Source organism: Shewanella sp. SM68 (genome assembly GCF_025653925.1).
Lineage (GTDB): Bacteria > Pseudomonadota > Gammaproteobacteria > Enterobacterales > Shewanellaceae > Shewanella > Shewanella oncorhynchi.
This window is the reverse complement of the sequence record NZ_JAKKRU010000001.1, coordinates 206,947-228,528: the sequence shown is the minus strand read 5'-3', so window position 1 is coordinate 228,528 and position 21,582 is coordinate 206,947. Positions and strand designations below refer to the sequence as shown.

Annotated in this window: 18 protein-coding genes, 1 tRNA gene and 2 pseudogenes; 12 read left to right on the top strand and 9 right to left on the bottom strand. The window is 49.9% G+C overall.

Translation table 11 applies throughout. The features are described from left to right. Positions 1 to 2 precede the first annotated feature (2 nt). Positions 3 to 1,289, top strand: a complete 1,287-nt coding sequence (gene serS, locus L5M40_RS01010; protein ID WP_263177171.1) for a serine--tRNA ligase — start codon at positions 3 to 5, stop codon at positions 1,287 to 1,289. 19 nt (positions 1,290 to 1,308) lie between these two features. Further along, the gene (locus L5M40_RS01005) at positions 1,309 to 1,431 is read left to right on the top strand and encodes a hypothetical protein (RefSeq protein WP_028759944.1); all 123 of its coding nucleotides are present in this window, start codon (positions 1,309 to 1,311) and stop codon (positions 1,429 to 1,431) included. Positions 1,432 to 1,530: 99 nt separating this feature from the next. On the opposite strand, the gene L5M40_RS01000 is transcribed toward L5M40_RS01005, so the two are convergent. From L5M40_RS01000 to punR, 6 genes are all read right to left on the bottom strand, one after another. Next, positions 1,531 to 1,869: a TusE/DsrC/DsvC family sulfur relay protein gene (locus tag L5M40_RS01000; protein ID WP_105252498.1), complete on the bottom strand. Its 339-nt coding sequence runs from the start codon at positions 1,867 to 1,869 to the stop codon at positions 1,531 to 1,533. Beyond that, on the bottom strand, positions 1,863 to 2,144 hold the full coding sequence (gene tusB, locus L5M40_RS00995) for a sulfurtransferase complex subunit TusB (RefSeq protein WP_105252497.1): 282 nt from the start codon (positions 2,142 to 2,144) through the stop codon (positions 1,863 to 1,865). The genes L5M40_RS01000 and tusB overlap by 7 nt, the downstream gene beginning before the upstream one ends. Beyond that, positions 2,144 to 2,500: a sulfurtransferase complex subunit TusC gene (gene tusC, locus L5M40_RS00990; protein ID WP_263177173.1), complete on the bottom strand. Its 357-nt coding sequence runs from the start codon at positions 2,498 to 2,500 to the stop codon at positions 2,144 to 2,146. The genes tusB and tusC overlap by 1 nt, the downstream gene beginning before the upstream one ends. 14 nt (positions 2,501 to 2,514) lie before the next feature. After that, entirely contained in the window at positions 2,515 to 2,904 is a 390-nt protein-coding gene (gene tusD / locus L5M40_RS00985) for a sulfurtransferase complex subunit TusD (protein WP_028759948.1), read from the bottom strand. A gap of 69 nt (positions 2,905 to 2,973) precedes the next feature. After that, positions 2,974 to 3,633: a Bax inhibitor-1/YccA family protein gene (locus L5M40_RS00980; protein ID WP_028759949.1), complete on the bottom strand. Its 660-nt coding sequence runs from the start codon at positions 3,631 to 3,633 to the stop codon at positions 2,974 to 2,976. A 338-nt stretch (positions 3,634 to 3,971) separates the two neighbouring features. After that, entirely contained in the window at positions 3,972 to 4,874 is a 903-nt protein-coding gene (punR, locus tag L5M40_RS00975) for a DNA-binding transcriptional activator PunR (RefSeq protein ID WP_028759950.1), read from the bottom strand. 115 nt (positions 4,875 to 4,989) lie between these two features. Here punR and punC point away from each other — a divergent pair, with 115 nt between their 5' ends. Then, positions 4,990 to 6,261: a purine nucleoside transporter PunC gene (gene punC / locus L5M40_RS00970; RefSeq protein ID WP_219250788.1), complete on the top strand. Its 1,272-nt coding sequence runs from the start codon at positions 4,990 to 4,992 to the stop codon at positions 6,259 to 6,261. A gap of 80 nt (positions 6,262 to 6,341) precedes the next feature. Beyond that, a tRNA-Ser gene (locus tag L5M40_RS00965) sits at positions 6,342 to 6,432 on the top strand. Between the two features lie 193 nt (positions 6,433 to 6,625). Here the strand turns inward: L5M40_RS00965 and L5M40_RS00960 are convergent. The 3 genes and pseudogenes from L5M40_RS00960 to L5M40_RS00950 all read right to left on the bottom strand — a co-directional run. After that, positions 6,626 to 7,189 carry a hypothetical protein gene (locus L5M40_RS00960; protein ID WP_263177175.1) on the bottom strand — a complete coding sequence of 188 codons (564 nt, stop codon included), beginning with the start codon at positions 7,187 to 7,189 and terminating at the stop codon, positions 6,626 to 6,628. Next, entirely contained in the window at positions 7,186 to 8,799 is a 1,614-nt protein-coding gene (locus tag L5M40_RS00955; protein WP_263177176.1) for an MATE family efflux transporter, read from the bottom strand. Before L5M40_RS00955 ends, L5M40_RS00960 begins: the two co-directional genes overlap by 4 nt. A gap of 589 nt (positions 8,800 to 9,388) precedes the next feature. After that, positions 9,389 to 9,662: pseudogene (locus L5M40_RS00950) on the bottom strand (transposase); the annotation flags it as partial. A gap of 160 nt (positions 9,663 to 9,822) precedes the next feature. On the opposite strand from L5M40_RS00950, the gene L5M40_RS00945 reads away from it, so the two are divergent. From L5M40_RS00945 to cueR, 8 genes and pseudogenes are all read left to right on the top strand, one after another. After that, positions 9,823 to 10,071 carry a heavy-metal-associated domain-containing protein gene (locus L5M40_RS00945; protein WP_105252492.1) on the top strand — a complete coding sequence of 83 codons (249 nt, stop codon included), beginning with the start codon at positions 9,823 to 9,825 and terminating at the stop codon, positions 10,069 to 10,071. A 276-nt stretch (positions 10,072 to 10,347) separates the two neighbouring features. Next, positions 10,348 to 11,422, top strand: a pseudogene (locus tag L5M40_RS00940) (IS3 family transposase). Between the two features lie 663 nt (positions 11,423 to 12,085). Next, on the top strand, positions 12,086 to 13,255 hold the full coding sequence (locus tag L5M40_RS00935; protein WP_317629659.1) for an efflux RND transporter periplasmic adaptor subunit: 1,170 nt from the start codon (positions 12,086 to 12,088) through the stop codon (positions 13,253 to 13,255). Beyond that, positions 13,252 to 16,428, top strand: coding sequence for an efflux RND transporter permease subunit (locus tag L5M40_RS00930; protein ID WP_263177177.1), 3,177 nt, complete (start codon positions 13,252 to 13,254; stop codon positions 16,426 to 16,428). Before L5M40_RS00935 ends, L5M40_RS00930 begins: the two co-directional genes overlap by 4 nt. After that, a complete protein-coding gene (locus L5M40_RS00925) occupies positions 16,425 to 17,891 on the top strand; it encodes an efflux transporter outer membrane subunit (protein WP_263256178.1) in 1,467 nt (488 codons plus the stop codon). The genes L5M40_RS00930 and L5M40_RS00925 overlap by 4 nt, the downstream gene beginning before the upstream one ends. A gap of 76 nt (positions 17,892 to 17,967) precedes the next feature. Next, positions 17,968 to 20,475: a heavy metal translocating P-type ATPase gene (locus L5M40_RS00920; RefSeq protein WP_263177179.1), complete on the top strand. Its 2,508-nt coding sequence runs from the start codon at positions 17,968 to 17,970 to the stop codon at positions 20,473 to 20,475. Between the two features lie 85 nt (positions 20,476 to 20,560). Continuing rightward, positions 20,561 to 20,833, top strand: a complete 273-nt coding sequence (locus L5M40_RS00915; protein ID WP_263177180.1) for a hypothetical protein — start codon at positions 20,561 to 20,563, stop codon at positions 20,831 to 20,833. A 20-nt stretch (positions 20,834 to 20,853) separates the two neighbouring features. Continuing rightward, complete coding sequence (gene cueR, locus L5M40_RS00910) at positions 20,854 to 21,336, top strand: Cu(I)-responsive transcriptional regulator (RefSeq protein ID WP_173248699.1); 483 nt, start codon at positions 20,854 to 20,856, stop codon at positions 21,334 to 21,336. Positions 21,337 to 21,582 lie beyond the last annotated feature (246 nt).

The window sequence follows — 21,582 nt, the reverse complement described above, 5'->3', positions numbered from 1 at the left end:
ACATGTTAGATCCTAAATTTTTGCGCAACGAATTAGAAGTTACCGCTGAGCGACTGGCTACCCGTGGCTTTATTTTAGACATAGCTCATCTCATTCAATTAGAAGAAAAGCGTAAGTCACTGCAAGTGGTTACCGAAGAATTACAAGCGTCGCGTAATGCCATCTCCAAATCCATTGGCCAAGCTAAAGCCCGTGGTGAAGATGTTGACGCGATTATGGCGCAAGTGGGCGATTTAGGTTCACAGTTGGATGCCAAAAAGATTGAACTGGCCGCCGTACTTGAAGAAGTCAATGCCATTGCCATGTCTATGCCTAACCTCCCTGATGAATCAGTACCAATGGGTGCCGATGAAACAGAGAACATTGAAGTGAGACGTTGGGGTACGCCACGCACTTTTGATTTCCCGATTAAAGATCATATCGATTTAGGCGAAGGCCTAAACGGCTTAGATTTTAAAAATGCCGTTAAAATTACTGGCTCACGTTTCATCGTGATGAAAGGCCAAGTCGCCCGCTTAAACCGCGCCATTGGTCAGTTCATGTTGGACTTACATACCACAGAGCACGGTTATACCGAAGCCTATGTGCCATTACTGGTAAACGAGGCAAGCTTACTCGGCACAGGCCAGCTACCTAAGTTTGGTGAAGACTTATTCCACACTAAACCTGCGACTGAAGAAGGCCAAGGCTTGAGCCTTATCCCAACCGCAGAAGTGCCATTAACTAACTTAGTTCGCGATAGCATTGTTGATGAAGACGAGCTGCCAATAAAGTTAACTGCGCATACTGCATGTTTCCGCAGCGAAGCGGGCTCATACGGCAAAGATACCCGTGGTCTGATCCGTCAGCACCAATTCGATAAAGTTGAAATGGTGCAAATTGTTAAGCCTGAAGATTCAATGGCGGCACTTGAAGCGCTGACAGGTCATGCTGAAACTGTATTGCAGCGCTTAGGTTTACCGTATCGAACAGTGATTTTATGTACTGGCGATATGGGCTTTGGCTCAAGCAAAACCTACGATATCGAAGTCTGGTTACCAGCACAAAATACCTATCGTGAGATTTCTTCTTGCTCAAACATGAAGGATTTCCAAGCCCGTCGTATGCAAGCGCGTTACCGTGTGAAAGCAGACAATAAGCCTGCGCTATTGCATACGTTAAACGGCTCAGGTTTAGCTGTAGGTCGTACTTTAGTGGCTATTTTAGAAAACTATCAAAATGCTGATGGCAGTATCACAGTCCCTGAAGTTCTGCGTCCTTACATGGGCGGTTTGACTCAAATAGGCTAATGGAACACAAAATAATACTATGGATAAAGGCCAGCGCTATCTCCGTTGGCTTTCCTATACCGCTGTGATTGCAGTATTTTTTGCTGTAATGCTCGCCACCGTAGGCAAAGCCATCTGGGTTGTGTTAGAAAACGTCAAATAACCCTATCAACTTTGTTCAAGTAAAAAGAAAGGCATGTTTCCCAAGGGAACATGCCTTTTTGTTTGTGTCATGTTTACGTGATGACTTAACCCTATGCCATTAAATACACTTAGCTGGTTTGGGCAGGCCCGCGATTTTCGTTGCTTGTTTCGCAGGTCCAATCGGGAATAGGGTATATAAGTATTTTGAATTGCCTTTGTCTGGTCCTAAGGCTTGGCCAATGGCTTTAACTAATACACGGATAGCAGGGCTCGTTTTATATTCGAGATAGAAATCTCGAACAAAGTTAATCACTTCCCAATGGGCTGGCGTAAGTACAATTTGCTCTTCTGCCGCTAACAACAGGGCCATATCGGGTTGCCAATCGTTAAGATTTTTTAAATAACCTTGATGGTCACGGGCGATTTCTGCGCCATTAAATTGCAATGGATTTACCACGTTATCACCTTGTCATGGAGTAATGATTGAGCCACAAACTCATTGTAATCGATAAGCATCACGTTCTTTAAACGTTCGGATAGGCCACGTGCGACAACATCGTCTTTTAAGACCATCAACTTGAAGGGCGATAATGCCATTGCCCACTGGCGCAGCAGTAACGCGTTAACGCCATCGCTCGATAATAAAATTGCATCTTCCTTACAGGCGTAACGTAAACAAAGTTTCAGCGCGCTATCTCGACTGGGAGATGTTTGAATATGATGTAAAATCATTAGAATACTAAGACCTCATCCACTTGGTTTAAATGGGCTGCGATGGCTTCATCGTTGACCACTGTCACTGGGATCGACAGTAAGCCATGGCTTAAGCCGTAATCGGCTAAGGATTGCTTACAGACAAATGCAGAGCCAATATCATACAGCGGCAGTGCTTTAAAGGTGGAGATGTAATCTTTAGCACCAATAAGCTCAGGCTGTTGATCTTTAATCAAATGCAACACACCTTCATCAACAAACACTAAACTCACTTCTTGTTCGAAGCTAGCGCTAAGCAGGGCAAGATCTAAACCTTCGCGGCCACGAACAGTACCATGTGGCGAGCAGCGAAATAGGATACACAATTTTTTCATAGTAGCCCTGAGAGTTAAAAACTGATCAAACGATCGGCCGATTCAATACCTGTGATTAGCTCACCTAAACCGCCCATGATAAATGACTCGCCCACATTCCAGTGGCTTAGGCCATTCTCGCTGGCATCTTGCTGACTCACAATGCCACGACGTAGCGCTGCAGAAACGCAATTGACTAACGGGACCTGATGGGATTGCGCCAGCTGTTTCCAGTCACTGATCACATCGTTTTCATCGGAGGCGGGTAAGCTTAAATCTGTGGAGTTATACACGCCATCTTGATAAAAAAACACACAGATAATCTGATGCCCAGCTAAAAGTGCAGCTTGGGAGAAGCGTAAGGCATTAACACTCGCCGACGTGCCATAAGCGGGCCCGTTCACTTGGATAATAAATTTGCTCATTTAAAATAAAAATGGCCCTAAAAGTAGGGCCATTCTAACGCAAGTTAAGCTAAAAATCGCTAACTAGGATTAGTCATCGTTGCCTATGCCCATCAGATGCAACAGCGCGATGAAGAGGTTTAAGAAGTCTAGGTATAACGAGATAGTCGCGCGAATGTAATTAGTTTCGCCGCCATTGACGATACGGCTAGTATCAAACAGGATAAAACCGGTCATCAGTAACGCCAAGCCCGCGTTAATTGCCATAAAGGCAACACTGTTACCCATAAAAATATTAATCACAGCGGCGGCGATCACCACAATCAAGCCGGCGAACAAGAATCCACGTAGGAAAGAGAAATCTTTCTTAGTGGTCACGGCATAGGCTGATAACGCAACGAAAATTACTGACGTTAACCCCAGTGCTTGCATGATCAGCTGTGGACCGTTTGCCATACCCGCGTAGTGATTGAGCATGTAGCCCAGTGAAGCACCTTCCATACCAGTAAAGGCAAACACCCAGAAGATACCCGCTGCAGACTCGGCTTTACGTAAAGTGACAAACAACAGTACTAGGCCACCAATCGATAAACCAATGGAGACTAACGGACTGATATTTAATGCCATTGCCAAACCCGCACACAGGGCAGAGAAGGCCAATGTCATCGATAACAGCATATAAGTGTTTTTAAGAAGTTTGTTCACTTCCAGTGTTGACGCACTCGTCGAATATAAGGTTTCTTGGGTCATGTTGATCTCCGTTGACACATTTCCAAACTGATCATTTTGATTTTTTACAGCACACTAAGTTCCCGTAAAATCCTAAAATGAACTTAACTGGTGCAATGATACCGTACATGAGATACGGGTGAAAGTCATAGAACCATGAATAACAAATTGTTAATCTTCAAAATTTTACTCAATTATTTATTTCAACTTTAACTGCAAAGCAAAAAAATAAGATTCTTGTATCTGCGTCTTCATCCACTATGAAGGTAAAAATTTAGTCTGTACATAAGCAGACGGTACACAATCACACTCAATGCTGATTTCAATGACTAGATCAGCATATTGAGTTTAAACCAAGCTTAAGCCAGCCACTCTTTGTGCAATTTTTCAGTATCGCCAAGATATTCCAGCACCCAAGCGAGTGCAGGCGACATCTTGTCAGCATTCCACGCCAAGCAACAAGGGCTTGTCTGCTTTGGATTTTCCAGTTGTTTTTCAACAAGCGCACCCGCCTTAATAAACACGCTCGCTAAATGCACTGGCATATAACCGACGCCTAAACCTTCGCGGAAACAGTTAATGGCACGGATCCAATCAGGTACGACTAACCTGCGTTGATTCTCTAGCAACCAAGTCATACGTTTTGGAATTTCCCGAGAAGTATCTTCTAAACAAATCGAGGGAAAAGGGCGCAGCTCATCGTCACTTAATGGGCGGTCAATACTGGCCAAGGGATGATTTTTACTAACAAGAAACGCCCACTCAATATCCCCCATGTCTTTATATTGGTAAACACCACCGACTGGAATTGCGGTTGTCGCACCAATAGCAATATCACTGCGACCCGTGGCGAGCGCTTCCCAAACCCCGTTAAAGACCTCAATGCGAATAATTAATTCAATATCATGGAAGTGTCGATAAAAGTCAGCAATTAATACGCTGATCCTGTCGGCACGGACGATATTATCAAGGGCTATGGACAAGGTGGGTTGCCAACCATTTGCCACGCGCTGAGTGCCACGTTTCATCTCGTCCATCTGCGTGAGCAAGGTTCTGGCTTGCTTCACAAAATGTTCACCCGCTGGTGTTAACGTTACGCTGCGATGATGCCGTTCAAAAAGAATGACGCCGAGTTCTTCTTCTATTTGCTTGACCGCGTAGCTCACGGCAGAGGGCACTTTATGTAGCCGATTCGCCGCCGCGGTGAAACTACCTACACGAGCCACAATATCAATGAGTTCTAGCGCTTGTTCTGAGAGCATAGCTGACGTCCGTTCCAATGAAAATAATTGATATCACAAGTCAAAAATAAACGTTTCCAATAAATTTAACAAGTCTTTAGACTGCACACTTTAGTCAATCCGACCCGATTATTTTATGAAAACGTCTAGTAACACCTTTGTAAACATAAAGTTCTTTATGTTTCTATTCTATTTAGCCATGTTGAGCATGCTTGGCTTTATTGCCACTGACATGTATTTGCCTGCTTTCAAAGCAATTGAAGGCTCATTTGACAGCACACCATCACAGGTGGCGATGTCACTGACCTGTTTCCTTGCGGGTCTTGCCTTAGGTCAGCTGCTTTACGGCCCGTTAGTCAATAAAATCGGCAAACGTTGGGCACTGATCTTTGGCCTTGTTTTATTTGCCATTGCTAGCGTGTTTATTGCCAACAGTGATTCTATATTAATGCTCAATACCGCGCGCTTCTTCCAAGCCATTGGCGCCTGTAGCGCAGGGGTTATTTGGCAAGCTATTGTGGTAGAACAATATGATGCCGATAAAGCCCAAGGTATTTTCAGCAACATTATGCCATTGGTTGCATTATCGCCTGCATTAGCACCGATCCTTGGCGCTTATATTCTGAACGAATTAGGCTGGCGTGCAATCTTTATCTCCTTGTGTGTTATCGCTTTTCTGCTGGTATTGATGACCTTGTACTTTGTTCCAGGCAAGAGTCAACATAAACACAGTGAACATGTTGCTGTATCTTATGGGCAAATTTTGAAAAACACCCGCTATTTAGGCAACGTCGTGATCTTCGGTGCCTGTTCCGGTGCTTTCTTTGCCTACTTAACTGTGTGGCCGATTGTGATGGAAATGCACGGTTATCAAGCGACTGAAATTGGGTTAAGTTTTATCCCGCAAACCATCATGTTTATTGTCGGTGGTTATGCGAGTAAGTTACTGATAAAACGCATTGGCGGGCATCAAACACTCAATATCTTGTTGTCAGTTTTCGCAGCCTGCGTTATTTCGATCATCATGTTCACGCTGATTTATCCCGCGAGCACGATTTTCCCACTGCTTATTTCGTTCTCGATTTTGGCCGCAGCTAATGGCGCTATTTACCCAATAGTCGTTAACAGTGCGCTACAGCAGTTTAGTCAGAATGCTGCTAAAGCCGCAGGATTACAGAACTTCTTACAGATCAGCATTGCCTTTGGTGCATCAAGTTTAGTCGCTATGTGGGCAAGTCTTGGTGAAGTGGCGATTGGTTGGGGTATCCTATGTTGCGCTATTTTAGTTGTGGTCGGCTATATACTTAAGAGTCAACAAGAGTGGGGCGACTTTGCCAAACATTTCACTAAGCCAGATCCCGCACGGGTAGGCATAATGTCCGATGTGAAGCAAAATCCAGCGGATTGAGTGTAATAGCAACAATCGGCGCATAATTGAGAGTTAGTGCTTTACAGTCAACAGACTTACTTATATTATGCGCCTCGTTCGGAGGGGTGGCAGAGTGGTTTAATGCACCGGTCTTGAAAACCGGCGTGGGTTTATAGCCCACCCAGGGTTCAAATCCCTGCTCCTCCGCCATATTTAGTCAAAAAGCCGCTAAGCAATTAGCGGCTTTTTGCATTTTAGCTATTTTAGCCTTGCGTTTCTGATCCGAAACGCAGTGTTTCAGCCATATTTCACAAGCAAAGCCATCAGCAATGATGACTTTGCTTGTATTATTAAACTCTAGATTTCCTTATTCAACATGATGCACTAACAATCTCAGCCATCATTACACTTTGGGGAGTTTGTGTTGGACCATGGCAAGAGCAAAGGAATGCCAATCTGCATTAGCATAGCTGCTCACCAGATCCTGGAGTGTTGTCGGTTCGCCAGTGTTATCCACTGGTTGCAAAATTATCTGCAAATTCAGCACATTGCAGTAATCCTGCCGCTCCACCACAAAAAACTGCTTCTTGTAGGGGAGTAGCAATGTGTCCTCAACTTGCGCATTAAAATCACGCGCGGCTAAATAGCCAGTAAACCAATGATTGAGTAATGTGTCGCATTGTTTAGTATGGAATAAACTTCCCCAATCATCCCCAAGTATGGCTTGACCCGACAGGACTCGCTGGCAATGATGAAAATCGATAAACCCTAGCTCACGTGTAATCACTTGTTGGCAATGCTTAAGCTGGAGATCTGAGTGTAAGATGCCCAACTTCGCCATTAAGGTCGCGACTCTTTGCTTGGCTGGCAGCTCATCCTGCTGACAAGCCTTGAGCAGCTTTTTAGCGCGTATTTTGGTTTCATTTAATGCGATGGCGCTTGAGTCTTTCATCTTGGCTAACTTCATTTTGCATTACCTCCATGACTGACTTGATTTGCTCGCGGCACGTGAATGAAAGGCCAAATACTGATGATCAATAAACTCAAGAGACAAGCTAAGATGTCCGCGATTGGAAAGGCCATCCACAACTCAATCAAAGCGTTTGACATGATATTAATGTTTAATGCGCCTGTGATAAATGAAATATCTGTAAAGGATAGTTGAGGTAACAGGACCAGCAGGGGCAGTAACAAACCATAGATTTTTATCCCAGATAATAGCAATGCAAGCTTAGGGCGATTTGTGCCTTGATACACAGCAATCGCAATAGCTGTGATCCCCGCCAAAGGTAAAGCGATAAATGTCACACTCGAAATCTTAATACAGGCGGCAATGAGTAAGGGATCATCGGTGAAAATACCAAAAACCGAGGTAGAAAACTCCATAAATATAATTGTCACTAAACTCAGATAACAGCAGGTCAAGACGATTCCCCATTTAGCACAAGCTAACACCCGAGAAGATGCCATCGCCCCATAGTTATACGCACTGATCGTTTGCGCTGCGCTGGTAAGTGCCATGAGCGGCAGGGCGATAAAGATATTAAAGCGTCCGATCAAACCATAAGCGCTGATCATGTACGCGACCTCATTCGCGGCTGGCGTATTGGGCGCTACATTGGCTAAATGACTGACTAAAATATGATTTACCGATGAGATCACACAGGCAATCCCAAGATATGATAATAATATTGGGCTACCCAAGCCAAGAATCGCTTTTATCTCAGTGAGGTTGAGCTTTATCTGCTCCATTCTAAAATAAATAGGCTGGGTAGCTTGCTTATGAAGCGCCTGTTTACTGGTAAAACGGTTATTGGGGACAAAATAGACGGCTGCAATAAATAGACTCACACATTGACCCGCCACCGTTGCCCACGCGGCTCCGCTAACGCCCATATCTAAAACGGCAATAAAGAGTGTATCGAACAAGATGTTCATGACCGCCGACAACAAGATAACCAGCAGCATAACCACGACTTTGCCTTGTGCTCTGAGTAAATCGCCGCTAAGAGATAACAAAAAAGTGAATAGACTAAAGCAGAGAATGGGTTGTAGATACTCTGTAGCAGCTAAGGCAAGTGTTGAGCTTATCCCAAGAAATGCCAATAAATTGTCAAGCTGGGCGAGCGACACGATAGTCACTATCAGGCCGCAAGCTAGGGCTAACGCAAAACCAGTGTTCGCGATTTGACTCGCCTTATCAAACTCGTTTGCCCCTAAAAATCGGCTTACTAAGGTCGCAGTACCATTTCCTATCATGCAGGCCAAAGCAAAAATCATCATTTGTAACGGGAAGGCAATCGTCACCCCAGCCAATGCATCGGCACCGATGTATTTCAAAATAAAATAAGAGTCAACTAAGTTGTAGCTGCCGCTGAGCATCATGGCCAATGCCATGGGTAACGCAAAGCGCAAATACAAAGTAGGGATAGCTAACGTACCTAAGGACTCAGTTGACTGAGATCCTGAGTGAGATTTCCCGTGGGAGGGCGTTTCGGTGGCTGCCAAGGGTACAATGTCAGAAGGTTCAACATTGATACCGGCGGGTTTGAAAGTGTTAGCGGTTGCATGTTTCACAAACAATTCTCCTAAGTTTATTGGCATTCCGCTAAGCCAAACTTATTTGATTGCTGTGGGTTCGATATGAAATCGATTCGCAACGCTGTTAATTTATCAGAGTGATATCATCTTTTGCGGACAGGCTTCTCTGCAGCCTGCCGCGTATTATTCTTACTCATCCGCCCGATGTCAATCATCAGCTTGTCGTATTTGACGGCGGCATTTAACCACTTCACATGTTAGTAGTAGATGAGCGATAAATGACGCCATCCAACAAGCCACTTAAACCACTTTCTGTACAGCAAGTTATCGAAGATTCATTGCCTAGCGATAATATAATAGTCCTTGTACAAACTTCCTTTTAGTTATGACACAAGCTGTCGCATCTCTGCGTATAATATTAAAAAATAACGAATTGAGGTGCACTATGGATGGTCTAGTTATTGAGTCAATCAGCCTACTTACCTTGCTTGAAGTGGGTTATGTTCCATATTCCGATCTGATGTTATGTTTCGCAAGCTGCCGTTTGCTGTAGTAAAAAACGTTATTGTTGATTTTACAGCTCGGGGCAGGGGGTTGGCTCGACCTTATTTAACCTGAGATCGGTTTAACTAGCCATAACTGCAATAGCATTAAACTCCCCGTTAGTGAGGTTCAGTTGTGGCTTATTGTCTTTTAATTGATAGGCGATGAGTCCCGTTATCATATTGAACATAAATCCATGCACGCTGCGGTGTCTGGAGTGCTCTACTTGGGATATATTTTTTGATGGTTTCTATGATGAAACGTCTCGACAGCATCGCTCTATCCCACAACGACATCGCTTTTGCTTTCATATTCTTACGCACGTTTGTCACCAGTGTGACGCCTTTCTCCAGCAAGTACTGAGTAGCTATCAGATTGCAGCACTGGCGATCCCTGCTCACATTGTGCCATTTGGGCACAACTGGTACTGGGTAACATCACAGAAAATAAGCCTTGACCTTCTCCCTGTAGCAAGGTGCAGAATTTTAGCTGCCCACTTAGTAAAGGAGATTTACGATGTTAACGTTAAAAATTACCGATATGACCTGCAACCACTGCTTTGGCTTGATCAACCGTGCAATAAAGGAACTGGACGCCGATGCAGTCGTAACAGCAGATCTTACCAGCCGTAGTATCAATGTACAAAGCAGCCAATCGCAAGACGAAATACTCGACGCTCTGGAGGAAATTGGATATCCGGCCAAACCTGAGTCAACCTGTTGCAGTGTAGATAGAAGCAGCAAGTCGCAAAATACCGCCAATTGACAGTGCACCTTAGTGGAGGCTTGAGCTGTGTGCAGTGAAAGTTGCATGTACGGTTCTTAGGAGAGCAGCACCTAGTAACAGAGGTGCTGCTTATCCGCCTATAACGAGTTATAAATGGATATAATTTAAGGACAGAGTAATTGAATTTGTTTCCAAAAATGTAATATCACCGCCAATATAATGGTCAGACTCTGTATACCACTGCACCTGCTCCGGTCTAATTTTATTTCAGCACTTAATTTTGAGACAGTATGGTCAATAAATTAATAGGTCTATATGAGTCTGAATAAATCACATAAGAGTTATCCGCAGGTGAAGCCGTTTAGATGGTGCTAGAGCAAGGTTATAGCGTTATTGATGCGGCAATGTCTCTAAGGGTTAGCACAAGTCTGCATTACAACTGGAAGGAAATATATTAAGCCTTGCAACAAGGTATCACCTTAGCAGAGTCTGAGCGTGACGAGTTGAAGTTATTGTGTAGATAAAACAAATAATTACGCATCATCAAACAGCAATCTAACCTATTACCTATAGCAGTGTTATGCCGAGTAATGAGTGTGAGTAGGTCAGGCTATTACTATGGGCATAAATGCCCAGCAAGCGTGATAAGTTTTGAAACACTGAAGAAATATCGCCTTGTTCGACAACTATTAAAGCAAAGTTGTGACAGCCTAGGAAATCGTGAAATGGTGAAAAAATTGCGTAAAGAAGGCTATCAGGTTGGTCGCTATCTCGTTCGTAAAATTATGCACCGCCTTCGACTCAAAGCAACCCAGCGACGAGATTACAAGATGATGACATAGCGAAAACACGCTGATGCTGTGGCTAATAACTTGTTAAATATTAACTTTAACACAAAATTCGCTAATTAGATTTGAGCAGGTGGCATGATCTATTTAAAGACAGATGAAGGCTGGATGTATTTGGCTGTGGTGATGGAATTTACATTCACGTCGGATTGTTGGGTAGCACATAGACAGACGCATTTCCACGGGTTTGATATCCAAGGCATTAATTGAAGCCTGCAACCTACGCTAACTGGCTAGAGGGCTGGTATTCCACCGTGACCGATGCTAACAAGTAATTCGGTAGGCTGCTATCGAGCTATGATATCCGAGCCAGTATGGGGGATGTAAATACGTGTTGAGGTAATGCCTTCGTTGAGCGTTTCTTTGGTAGCTTAAAACACGATTGGATTTTTAATATTACTCAATCAACAAGAGAGTTTTTGAAGCTAGATGTGACTGCTTAAATGAAATATTAGAACTTGGAGTGACGTCATTTTGCTAATGGTGAACTGTCACCTGTAGAGTTCGAAAATTCTCAATTAAAATTGTCTAGTATGGGTTGAACAGTACACTGAACGCTCACAAACAGAAGTAAATCTAATGCAATTAAGGCAATGGCACTCATGCGCTAGCCTTGATCAAACACCTGAGGGATCTCCACGAATTTAATCATAGTATCAGCTCTTCTTCATTTTGATTACTGCTCAGTCTGACACTTAAGGCCAGAACATCATTTCCTTATTTTAGCTTGTATCTGCTTAGTTCTAAGCTCTAAGTTTGCGAGCTTACATTCCTCATACCCAAGTAGTCGAACGGTAAAACTCGCCAGTGTTTAATGCTGTTGGCTTGGAACTGCAATCAGGCCATTTCTGCTGTCAGCCCTAACATGAATGCAACCAGTAGGCTAAAGCTGCCAGCAGTAACAAAACTTCCAATCGCTCTCATTTGTAAGTGCAGTGGTCGTAGCAGCCAAGGCCGTATGTCTGGCTTTTTTGTCGAGAAAGTTTTCTTCTATCTGCATGCCTTAACACTTGACGATTTTCGTCGCTGATAATGACTTTGAGCATGATTTTTTCGTCATCAGAGTAGAGTTCGCTGCGTCTCGCAAGGCCCCTTACTAATCAAAAAAACACTTGACCTTCTAAGCGTAGTAAGCCGGATAAATACAGTAGGAGCTACCTCGGCTCCGCAAAACTAACTGTCGACTGCTATCGAGAAAGGAAAAAATGATGAAGGTCAAACGCATAACCATAACCACTGTGGCGCTAAGCGTTGCACTCGCTATCGCAGGATGCAAGGAGGCTATTCCCTCTGTCAGTCCCGCAAAGCCACCAAGCGTCCCGGTGGCCGAAGTGATCGTTCGTCCGGTGACGCCATTTGTCGAACTCACAGGTTCGCTGACCGCGGTCAAGCGGGTTGAGCTGCGCCCGAGGGTTGCTGGCTATATTCAGAACGTAAGCCTGCCCGAGGGACGCTTCGTCGAAAAGGGCAGCGAGCTCTTTCTCATTGATCCTCGGGTGTTCCAAGCCGCGCTGAACGCCGCGACGGCGCACCTGCGCCAGGCTGAAGCGGCATCGATACTTGCCCAAACGGAATATGCACGAGCCGAACAGCTATTTGCCCAAAAGATCGTCGCTCGTGATCGCTTCGACATCGCAACCGCCTCTATGAATGCAAGCAAAGCACAGGTCGACGCCGCAAAGGCAGCGGTGGATACCGCACAATTGGATCTGAGTTTCGCACGTGTCACGGCGCCGATCAGTGGACGTGTCGGCCAAGCCCTCGTTACAGAAGGCAACTACGTCTTCAGCGGCGAGACGCCACTCACGACTATTGTTTCTATCGATCCCATCCACGTCTATTTCGATGTAGACGAACGCACTTATTTGCGATCGCTCGCCGCAGGCCGAGACCACACTACCATGCATGGTCCACAGGCGGAAAAGGTCATGGTGGCACTGCTCACCGACAAGACGTATTCGAGGCCAGGCCGTGTCGACTTTCTCTCCAACACCAGCGATCGTGGGACGGGAACAGTGCGTATCCGCGCTGTTGTCAACAACCCCGATGGGCATTTGACGCCCGGTCTTTTTGCCAAGGTTAAACTAGAGACCGGAGCGCCGCAAGCTAGGGTTCTGGTTTCCGATCATTCGATTGGTACCGATCAAGGTAGCCACTATGTGCTCGTTGTCGGCAAAGACGACAAGACGGAATACCGGCCCGTCGATCTGGGTCCTGTGGTCGAGGGGTTGCGCGTGATCGAACAAGGTCTACAGCCCGGCGAACACATCGTCGTCAAGGGGCTGGTAGGCCCTGGCATGCAGGTCACGCCACAGTCCGCTGCGATTGACGGTACACCTATTGCGGTGTCACAAACCTCGGGAGCCGTACAATGACATTCCCACGTTTTTTCATCGATCGCCCGATTTTTGCCATCGTCCTTTCAATTTTGATGGTGCTCGCTGGCATCGTTGCCTTCTTCCAATTGCCGCTCAGCGAGTATCCGACCGTGACGCCGCCGACGGTTCAGGTGACCGCTTCCTACCCGGGCGCCAATCCCAAGGTGATTGCAGAAACGGTAGCCGCGCCACTCGAGCAGGCGATCACTGGGGTCGAGGGCATGCTATACATGTCGTCGCAATCAGCCACTGACGGCCGAATGATCCTGACCGTCACGTTTGCGCAAGGGACGAATGCCGATATGGCACAGATCCAGGTACAAAACCGCGTCTCGCGCGCTCTGCCGCGTTTGCCGGAGGAGGTGCAGCGCCAAGGCGTCATCACGCAGAAGACCTCGCCGGACATCCTGATGGTGGTTCACCTGTTATCGCCAGACAAACGCTACGACCCTCTCTATATTTCGAACTACGCTTACCTCCAGGTGCGCGATGATCTGTCCCGTATCCCGGGAATCAGCGACGTTCTGGTTTGGGGAGCTGGTGAATATAGTATGCGGCTCTGGCTCGATCCGAGCCTGATCGCCGCACGAGGGCTGACAGCGGGCGATGTGATTGCCGCTGTGCGCGAGCAGAACGTACAGGTGGCGGCTGGCTCCGTCGGTCAGGCTCCCAATTCCAGTGCTGCGTTCCAAGTGACAGTGAACACGCTCGGGCGGTTAACCGATGAGGAGCAGTTCGGCGACATCATCATTCGTACGGGCGGCGACGGCCAGGTGACGCGCTTGCGCGATGTTGCCCGCATTGAGATGGGGGCCGATACCTACGCATTGCGCAGCCTGCTTGACGGTGAACCTGCCGTCGCGCTGCAAATCATCCAGAGTCCGGGCGCCAACGCACTCGACGTTGCGCAGGCGGTGCGTACAACCATGCAGCGGCTTGAAGGCAACTTTCCGGAAGGACTCAGCTCGCGCATCGCGTATGACCCGACGGTGTTTGTTCGTGCCTCGCTGGAGTCGGTGGTAACCACCTTGTTGGAGGCGATTCTTCTTGTCGTTATCGTGGTGGTGCTGTTCCTGCGCAACTGGCGTGCTTCGCTCATACCCCTTATAGCGGTGCCGGTGTCGCTGATCGGCACCTTTGCCGTCATGCATCTGATGGGCTTCTCACTGAACACGTTGTCGTTGTTTGGCCTGGTGCTTTCAATCGGGATCGTCGTCGATGACGCGATCGTAGTGGTCGAGAATGTCGAACGTCACATCGAAAATGGTGAGGAACCCATACAGGCCGCGCGGCTTGCCATGGACGAAGTCACCGGTCCTATTATCGCGATTACCTCGGTGCTCGCCGCCGTTTTCATTCCGACCGCTTTTCTAAGTGGCTTGCAGGGTGAGTTCTATCGACAGTTTGCGCTCACGATTGCGATTTCAACCATTCTGTCGGCAGTTAATTCACTCACGCTCAGCCCTGCGCTCGCAGGACTCTTGTTGCGCCCGCGCCAGGCGGCAATAGTGCGAGTTCCGCGCAGTTTGCGTGGCCGCGCCGATCAGTTGTTTCGGACACTAGGCCAGCCGTTCCAGCATGCACCTGACGCTTATGGCAACACGGTGCGCAAGGTCGTGCGGATTAGCGGCGTGGCGCTTCTGGTTTACGCCGGACTCCTTGCATTGACCTTCTTCGGATTCAAGGCCGTCCCGCCCGGCTTCGTGCCCATGCAGGACAAATATTATCTTGTCGCAATCGCCCAACTGCCAAACGCCTCGTCACTGGACCGCACCGACGCAGTCGTCAAACAGATGTCGAAGATCGCGCTGACCGAATCAGGTGTCGAAAGCGTCGTTGCGTTTCCCGGCCTTTCTATCAATGGTTTCGTCAACGTACCAAATGCCGCGGTCATATTCATCATGCTCGACCCGTTTAAAGATCGCACGACACCTGATCTCAGCGCGATGGCGATTGCGGGGCGCTTGCAAGCCCAATTTGCCAGCATCCCCGATGGTTTCCTCGGCGTGTTCCCGCCACCACCGGTGCCTGGCCTTGGTGCGACGGGCGGATTTAAGATGCAGGTCGAGGACCGCAGCGGTGCCGGGCTCGCAGCTCTGGTGCAGCAGACCCAGATCCTGATGACAAAAGCTACCGAGTCAGGTGAGGTGGCTGGGCTCATGACCAGTCTTGACATCAATGCGCCGCAGTTAGATGTCACCATCGATCGCACTCAGGTCATGAGCCAGGGGGTTCGTCTGGCGGATGTTTTCGAGTCGCTTCAGGTCTATCTCGGATCTCTATATATCAACGACTTCAACCGCTTCGGTCGAACCTATAAGGTGACGGCCCAAGCCGATGCAGACCACCGCATGCAAGCCGAATCTATCGGCCGACTGCAGGTGCGCAACGCGGCCGGAGATATGCTGCCGTTGTCCTCCTTTGTCACTGTGACGCCAAGTGCCGGCCCAGACCGCGTGATGCACTACAACGGTTACCCTACGGCCGACATCTCGGGCGGTGCGATGGCAGGCGTCAGCTCGGGGCAGGCTGTTGCGGTCATGGAACGATTAGCCAAGGAGGTTTTGCCTGAAGGCATGAGCTTCGAATGGACTGATCTTACCTACCAGCAAAAACTGGCTGGCGATTCTGCGCTGTTCATTTTCCCATTGTGCGTGCTGCTCGCTTATCTCATCCTCGCCGTGCAATACAACAGCTGGCTGCTGCCCCTTGCGGTTCTGCTGATCGTGCCGATGTGTCTTTTGAGCGCGATTACCGGTGTCTGGCTGGCTGGGGGCGACAACAACGTCTTTGTGCAGATTGGGCTTATCGTGCTCGTCGGTTTGGCGGCCAAAAACGCAATTTTGATCGTCGAGTTTGCACGCAGCCTCGAAGCTGCAGGAACAAGTGCACTGGAGGCGGTCGTTGAGGCTTGTCGATTGCGGTTGCGGCCTATTGTGATGACCTCATTGGCATTTATTGCTGGCGTCGTACCGTTGATATTGGCAAGCGGTGCTGGGGCCGAAATGCGTCAGGCTATGGGGATTGCGGTCTTCGCAGGTATGCTCGGCGTGACATTGTTCGGATTATTCCTGACGCCGGTTTTTTATGTAGTGATACGTGGCTTGGAGGCTCGCTTCGAGCGGCACAGTTCAAGTGCTAAGCCGCACATTGAGGAGAGCATGTCATGAGAAGTCCATACCAAGCAGTTCTGTTACCCCTGAGTGCGCTCATCTTGACTGGATGCGCGGCGGTGGGCCCAAACTACTCACTACCTTCATCGCAGTTTCCGGCCAGTTTCAGTGAGCCTCCCGCCGGTCTTGGAACAGGGGCCGTTGAGGTGAAGTGGTGGGGCACCTTCGACGATCCTGCTCTGAACATCATGATCCAGCGGGCGCTCGCGGCGAACCATGACATAGGTATCGCTGTCGTTCGGCTCGAAGAGGCAAAGGCCATGTTAGGTGAGAGCCGTCAGGGCTTCCTGCCGAGCGGTGGCGCTGAGCTTGGTTATGAGAACCGTCGCCGGAGTGAGGTCGAGACGCCCCATAGTCAGTCGCGTCAGATAGAAATCTATCGCGGCGCGGTCGACGCTTCCTGGGAAATCGATCTTTTTGGCCGTGTGCGGCGATCGGTGGAAGCCGCTCAGGCGCAAGCAGGCTCCCGCGAGGCTCTGCTGCGAGGTGTGCAGGCGGGGATCGCTGCTGCGGTGGCTGCCACTTGGTTCGAGCTACGCGGTATCGAGGCCGAACTAGCTGTAGCCGCCGACATCAGCCAAAGCCAGCGCGAAAGCCTGAGCTTGGTCGAACGTCTCGTGCACGCCGGTTCTGCCAGCGAATTCGACCAGCTCCGTGCCGAGGCCTTGTTGCACCATGTCGAGGTGGCCGTGCCCGAACTGGAGCGCCGCCGTGCGGCCTCCAGCAATGCACTGGCCATCCTTCTTGGCGAAACGCCCCAGACGTTTAGACCACCCGCTGTAACGCCTGCGCGTGAAGCGCTTGCTGTTCGAATAATCGCCGTGGGCGATCCCGCAGCACTCCTTTCACGGCGTGCTGATATTGCGGCGGCTGAACGGACTCTCGCTGCGGCGACCGCTCGGATTGGGGTCGAGACGGCTGGTTTCTACCCAGAGATCCAAGTGCATGGTTCAATCGGGCTTGTTGCTGGAAGTCTCGATGAAGTAAATGGCTCCGGAGTGCTGTCCAGCTTCCTCGGCCCGGTCATTCGCTGGTCTCTTTTCGATACTGGGCGCGTGCGTGCCCGCATCGCCGCCAGCGAGGCTCGTACCCAAGAGGCGTTGATCGTCTACGACCAGACCGTGTTGCGCGCACTGCAGGAAACCGAGGATGCCTTCAAAGCCTATGGTGCCGCGGGTAGCACGCTTGAGCTGCGTCTGCTTGAGTCAGTCGCAAATCGCGAGGCGGCTCGTCTTGCCCGTGTGCGGTTCTCAGCAGGTGAAGGCATCTACCTTGATGTGCTCGAAGCCGAACGGTCCGACTTTGCAAGCCGGCGTGCGCTGGCAATCGCTCGCACCCACCAACGGCTTGCCGTTGTCAGCATCTACAAGGCGCTGGGTGGCGGCTGGGAGATCTGCGCGCAGGCGGAGCAGGACTGCAGTGGCGCAGACGGCATTTCGAACGGACGCGTCGTGAAATAAATCACACATAGGACTTGACCTTCCCATAGCTGGAAGCATTAAGCTTTTTTTAACTCAACATTTAAGGAGTAGTTCAATGGCTTCTGTTTCCTTGCCACAAAACGCCAATCAATCCGTGTCCGCAGGCACTCGTCTGAGCCTGCCTGTCGAAGGCATGACGTGTGCATCATGTGTCGGCCGTGTCGAGCGAGCGTTGAAAGCGGTCCCCGGGGTGCAGACGGCCGTGGTCAATCTTGCCACCGAGCGCGCCGACATTACTTTCACCGGCGTAGCCAATCCGCAGGCGGCTGTCCACGCCATTCAGAGCGCTGGCTACACCATTCGCGAAGAGACCATCGAGTTGGCGATCGAGGACATGACCTGCGCATCGTGTGTGGGCCGGGTAGAGAAAGCGCTCGTAAAAATTCCGGGCGTGCTCGAAGCTACTGTAAATCTGGCGACCGAGCGCGCGAGGGTGCGCCATTTTGCAGGGAGCGTCTCCACGGCAGATCTTGAAGCCGCTGTCGAACAGGCGGGTTACAAGTCCCGTCGCTTGTCCGCCGAAACGGCGAATGCTGGCGATCAGGACACTGAGCGTCGTGAGAGCGAGGCGCGGGCACTGCGACGTTCTTTCATCACTGCAGCCATCCTCACCTTGCCCGTATTCATCCTTGAGATGGGCTCTCACCTTATTCCCGCCATGCATCATTGGGTGATGGGGGTTCTGGGGCAACAGACCAACTGGTATGTGCAGTTCGCGCTCGCCACCCTGGTCCTGTTCGGTCCGGGTCTGCGCTTCTTCCTAAAAGGGGTACCGGCGTTGCTGCGCGGTGCTCCTGACATGAACTCACTGGTCTCGGTCGGCACCGCGGCGGCTTATGGCTATTCGATCGTCGCAACCTTTGCCCCTGAAGCGCTGCCGCAAGGCACTGCCAACGTCTATTTTGAAGCTGCTGCGGTCATCGTTACCTTGATCCTGCTCGGACGCATGCTGGAGGCGCGCGCCAAGGGGCGAACCTCACAAGCGATCAAGCGGCTCGTCGGACTTCAGGCTAAGACCGCGCGCGTCCAGCGCAACGGCGAAACGTTTGAAATACCGCTCGATCAGGTGATGACTAGTGACATAGTGCTCGTTCGTCCGGGCGAGAAGATTCCGGTCGACGGCAAAGTCGTCGAAGGTGCCTCTTATGTTGACGAGAGCATGATCACCGGCGAGCCGGTGCCCGTATCTAAAGGGGTGGGAGCCGAAGTTGTCGGCGGCACTATCAACAAGACGGGCGCTTTCAGTTTTTGCGTCACCAAGGTCGGCGCGAATACGGTGCTCGCGCAGATCATTCGTCTGGTCGAGCAAGCGCAGGGGTCAAAGCTGCCGATCCAGGCGCTAGTCGACAAAGTGACCATGTGGTTCGTCCCAGCGGTGATGGCAGCTGCCACGCTGACCTTCCTAGTCTGGCTAATCTTCGGCCCGTCCCCAGCACTGACCTTTGCACTCGTTAATGCGGTCGCGGTTCTTATTATCGCTTGTCCGTGCGCTATGGGACTGGCAACGCCGACCTCAATCATGGTTGGCACCGGCCGTGCGGCCGAGCTCGGCGTACTCTTTCGTAAGGGCGAAGCCTTGCAGGCGTTGCGCGATGTGAGCGTTATCGCGCTCGACAAAACCGGCACGCTGACCAAAGGACGCCCCGAGCTGACCGATCTCGTGCCTGCCGAGGGATTTGAATACAACGAAGTTCTTGCTCTTGTTGCGGCCGTCGAGACCCGCTCCGAGCACCCGATTGCCGAATCGATCGTCACAACCGCAAAGCAGTTGAACCTCACCCTTGCACCTATCGAGAGCTTCGACGCAACACCGGGCTTCGGCGTGTCGGCCAAGGTCGCTGGTCGTAACGTCGCCGTCGGTGCGGATCGGTTTATGACGCAGCTCGGTCTGGATGTGTCGAGCTTGCAGTCCACCGCCCTGCGTCTTGGCGAGCAAGGCAAGAGCCCACTTTATGCCGCGATCGACGGCCGCTTGGCAGCGGTGATTGCAGTCGCAGATCCAATCAAAGAAACAACGCCCGAAGCAATCAAGGCGCTGCACGCGCTCGGACTGAAAGTAGCGATGATCACTGGCGACAATGCGGCGACCGCTGCGGCGATTGCCGAGCAGCTTGGCATCGATGAAGTCTTAGCCGAGGTTCTCCCTGATGGTAAAGTCGAGGCACTGAAGAAGTTCCGGAACAATGGCGCGCGAGTCGCCTTCGTGGGAGACGGTATCAACGACGCGCCAGCACTCGCCGAAGCTGATGTTGGGCTCGCTATCGGCACGGGAACCGATGTAGCGATAGAAGCTGCTGACGTGGTGCTAATGTCGGGCGACTTGCGTGGCGTGACGAATGCGATCGCGCTTAGTCAGGCCACGATCCGTAACATTAAGCAGAACCTTTTCTGGGCCTTCGCCTACAACGCCGTGTTGATCCCGGTTGCGGCGGGTGCGCTCTACCCGTTGAATGGCACCTTGCTTTCGCCAATTTTCGCAGCGGCCGCAATGGCACTTTCCAGTATATTTGTGCTCGGCAACGCGCTCCGACTCAAGCGCTTCAGGGCTCCGATGACGGTTTAAACCCACACCAAGCCACTGGCTTTTTTTGGGGGGGATCGCAAAAGTCACGCCTGGTAGACGAATATTGTTGAAGGAGTAACACAACATGTTTTCACCAAATACGCCCTTGGATCACCTCAAGGACGATTATAGCGACGCCCGAGAACATCTCTTTGCCATTGCAAGAGTCATCACACCTGAGGTGTTGCGGGACTACGACCATGATATCCATTTGACCACCACATTAGCTCTGAGCAATCTTCAGATGGAATATAGACAACATGAATGCAATCTGAATACCTGTATGCCGACGTGTTCTTTACGCCCAGAGAAATATCTGTGCGTAGGTAAACCTCAGTTTTTGGGCGTATTTGATTAATTTACTAGAAGGAGAGAATGATGAATATTGGTCAAGCAGCCAAGTTGTCCGGCATCTCGGCGAAGATGATTCGCTACTACGAACAGATTGGCTTGATACCCAAAGCTAATCGTTCTGATGCTGGCTACCGAAATTACAGCTCGGCAGACGCGCAAAGCTTTCGCTTCATCCGTCGCGCACGCGACCTTGGCTTTTCTGTCGAACAAATCTCGGAACTCCTGGTCTTGTGGTGCAACCGAGATCGCGCGAGCGCCGACGTTAAGGCGTTGGCGCTCTCCCATGCCGACGGACTGAAGGCGAAGATCGTTGAACTACAAGCTATGGTGCAAACGCTCGAGCAGCTAGCCGAAAATTGCCATGGCGATGGCCGCCCGGATTGCCCGATCCTTGCGGATTTGGCTGAGCCAACCGCCGCAGCGAAAGAACGTTCACAAGTTCCACATAGAACACCTCGATTTGGGAGTGACACACCCGCCTCGTCACGCCATCGTCCGCCACGGTGACTAACTCGTGAGCTTCTTCGATGGCGGCGTTTTCCAAGTTAGTTGTCACCATTGACTTACGCATCGAAGAAGCCCCAAAAGCACAATAATCAAGTTCTGTACAAGAACCAATACTAATCAAAACCAGCTCCAGAGGATGACCTATATGATGAATGTTCAATAAAATTACGCTAAGCACGATACTCATTTTTTGTTTTTCAGCCCAGGTATAAAGCCACCGCCAGCAATATAATTTGCATTAATTAT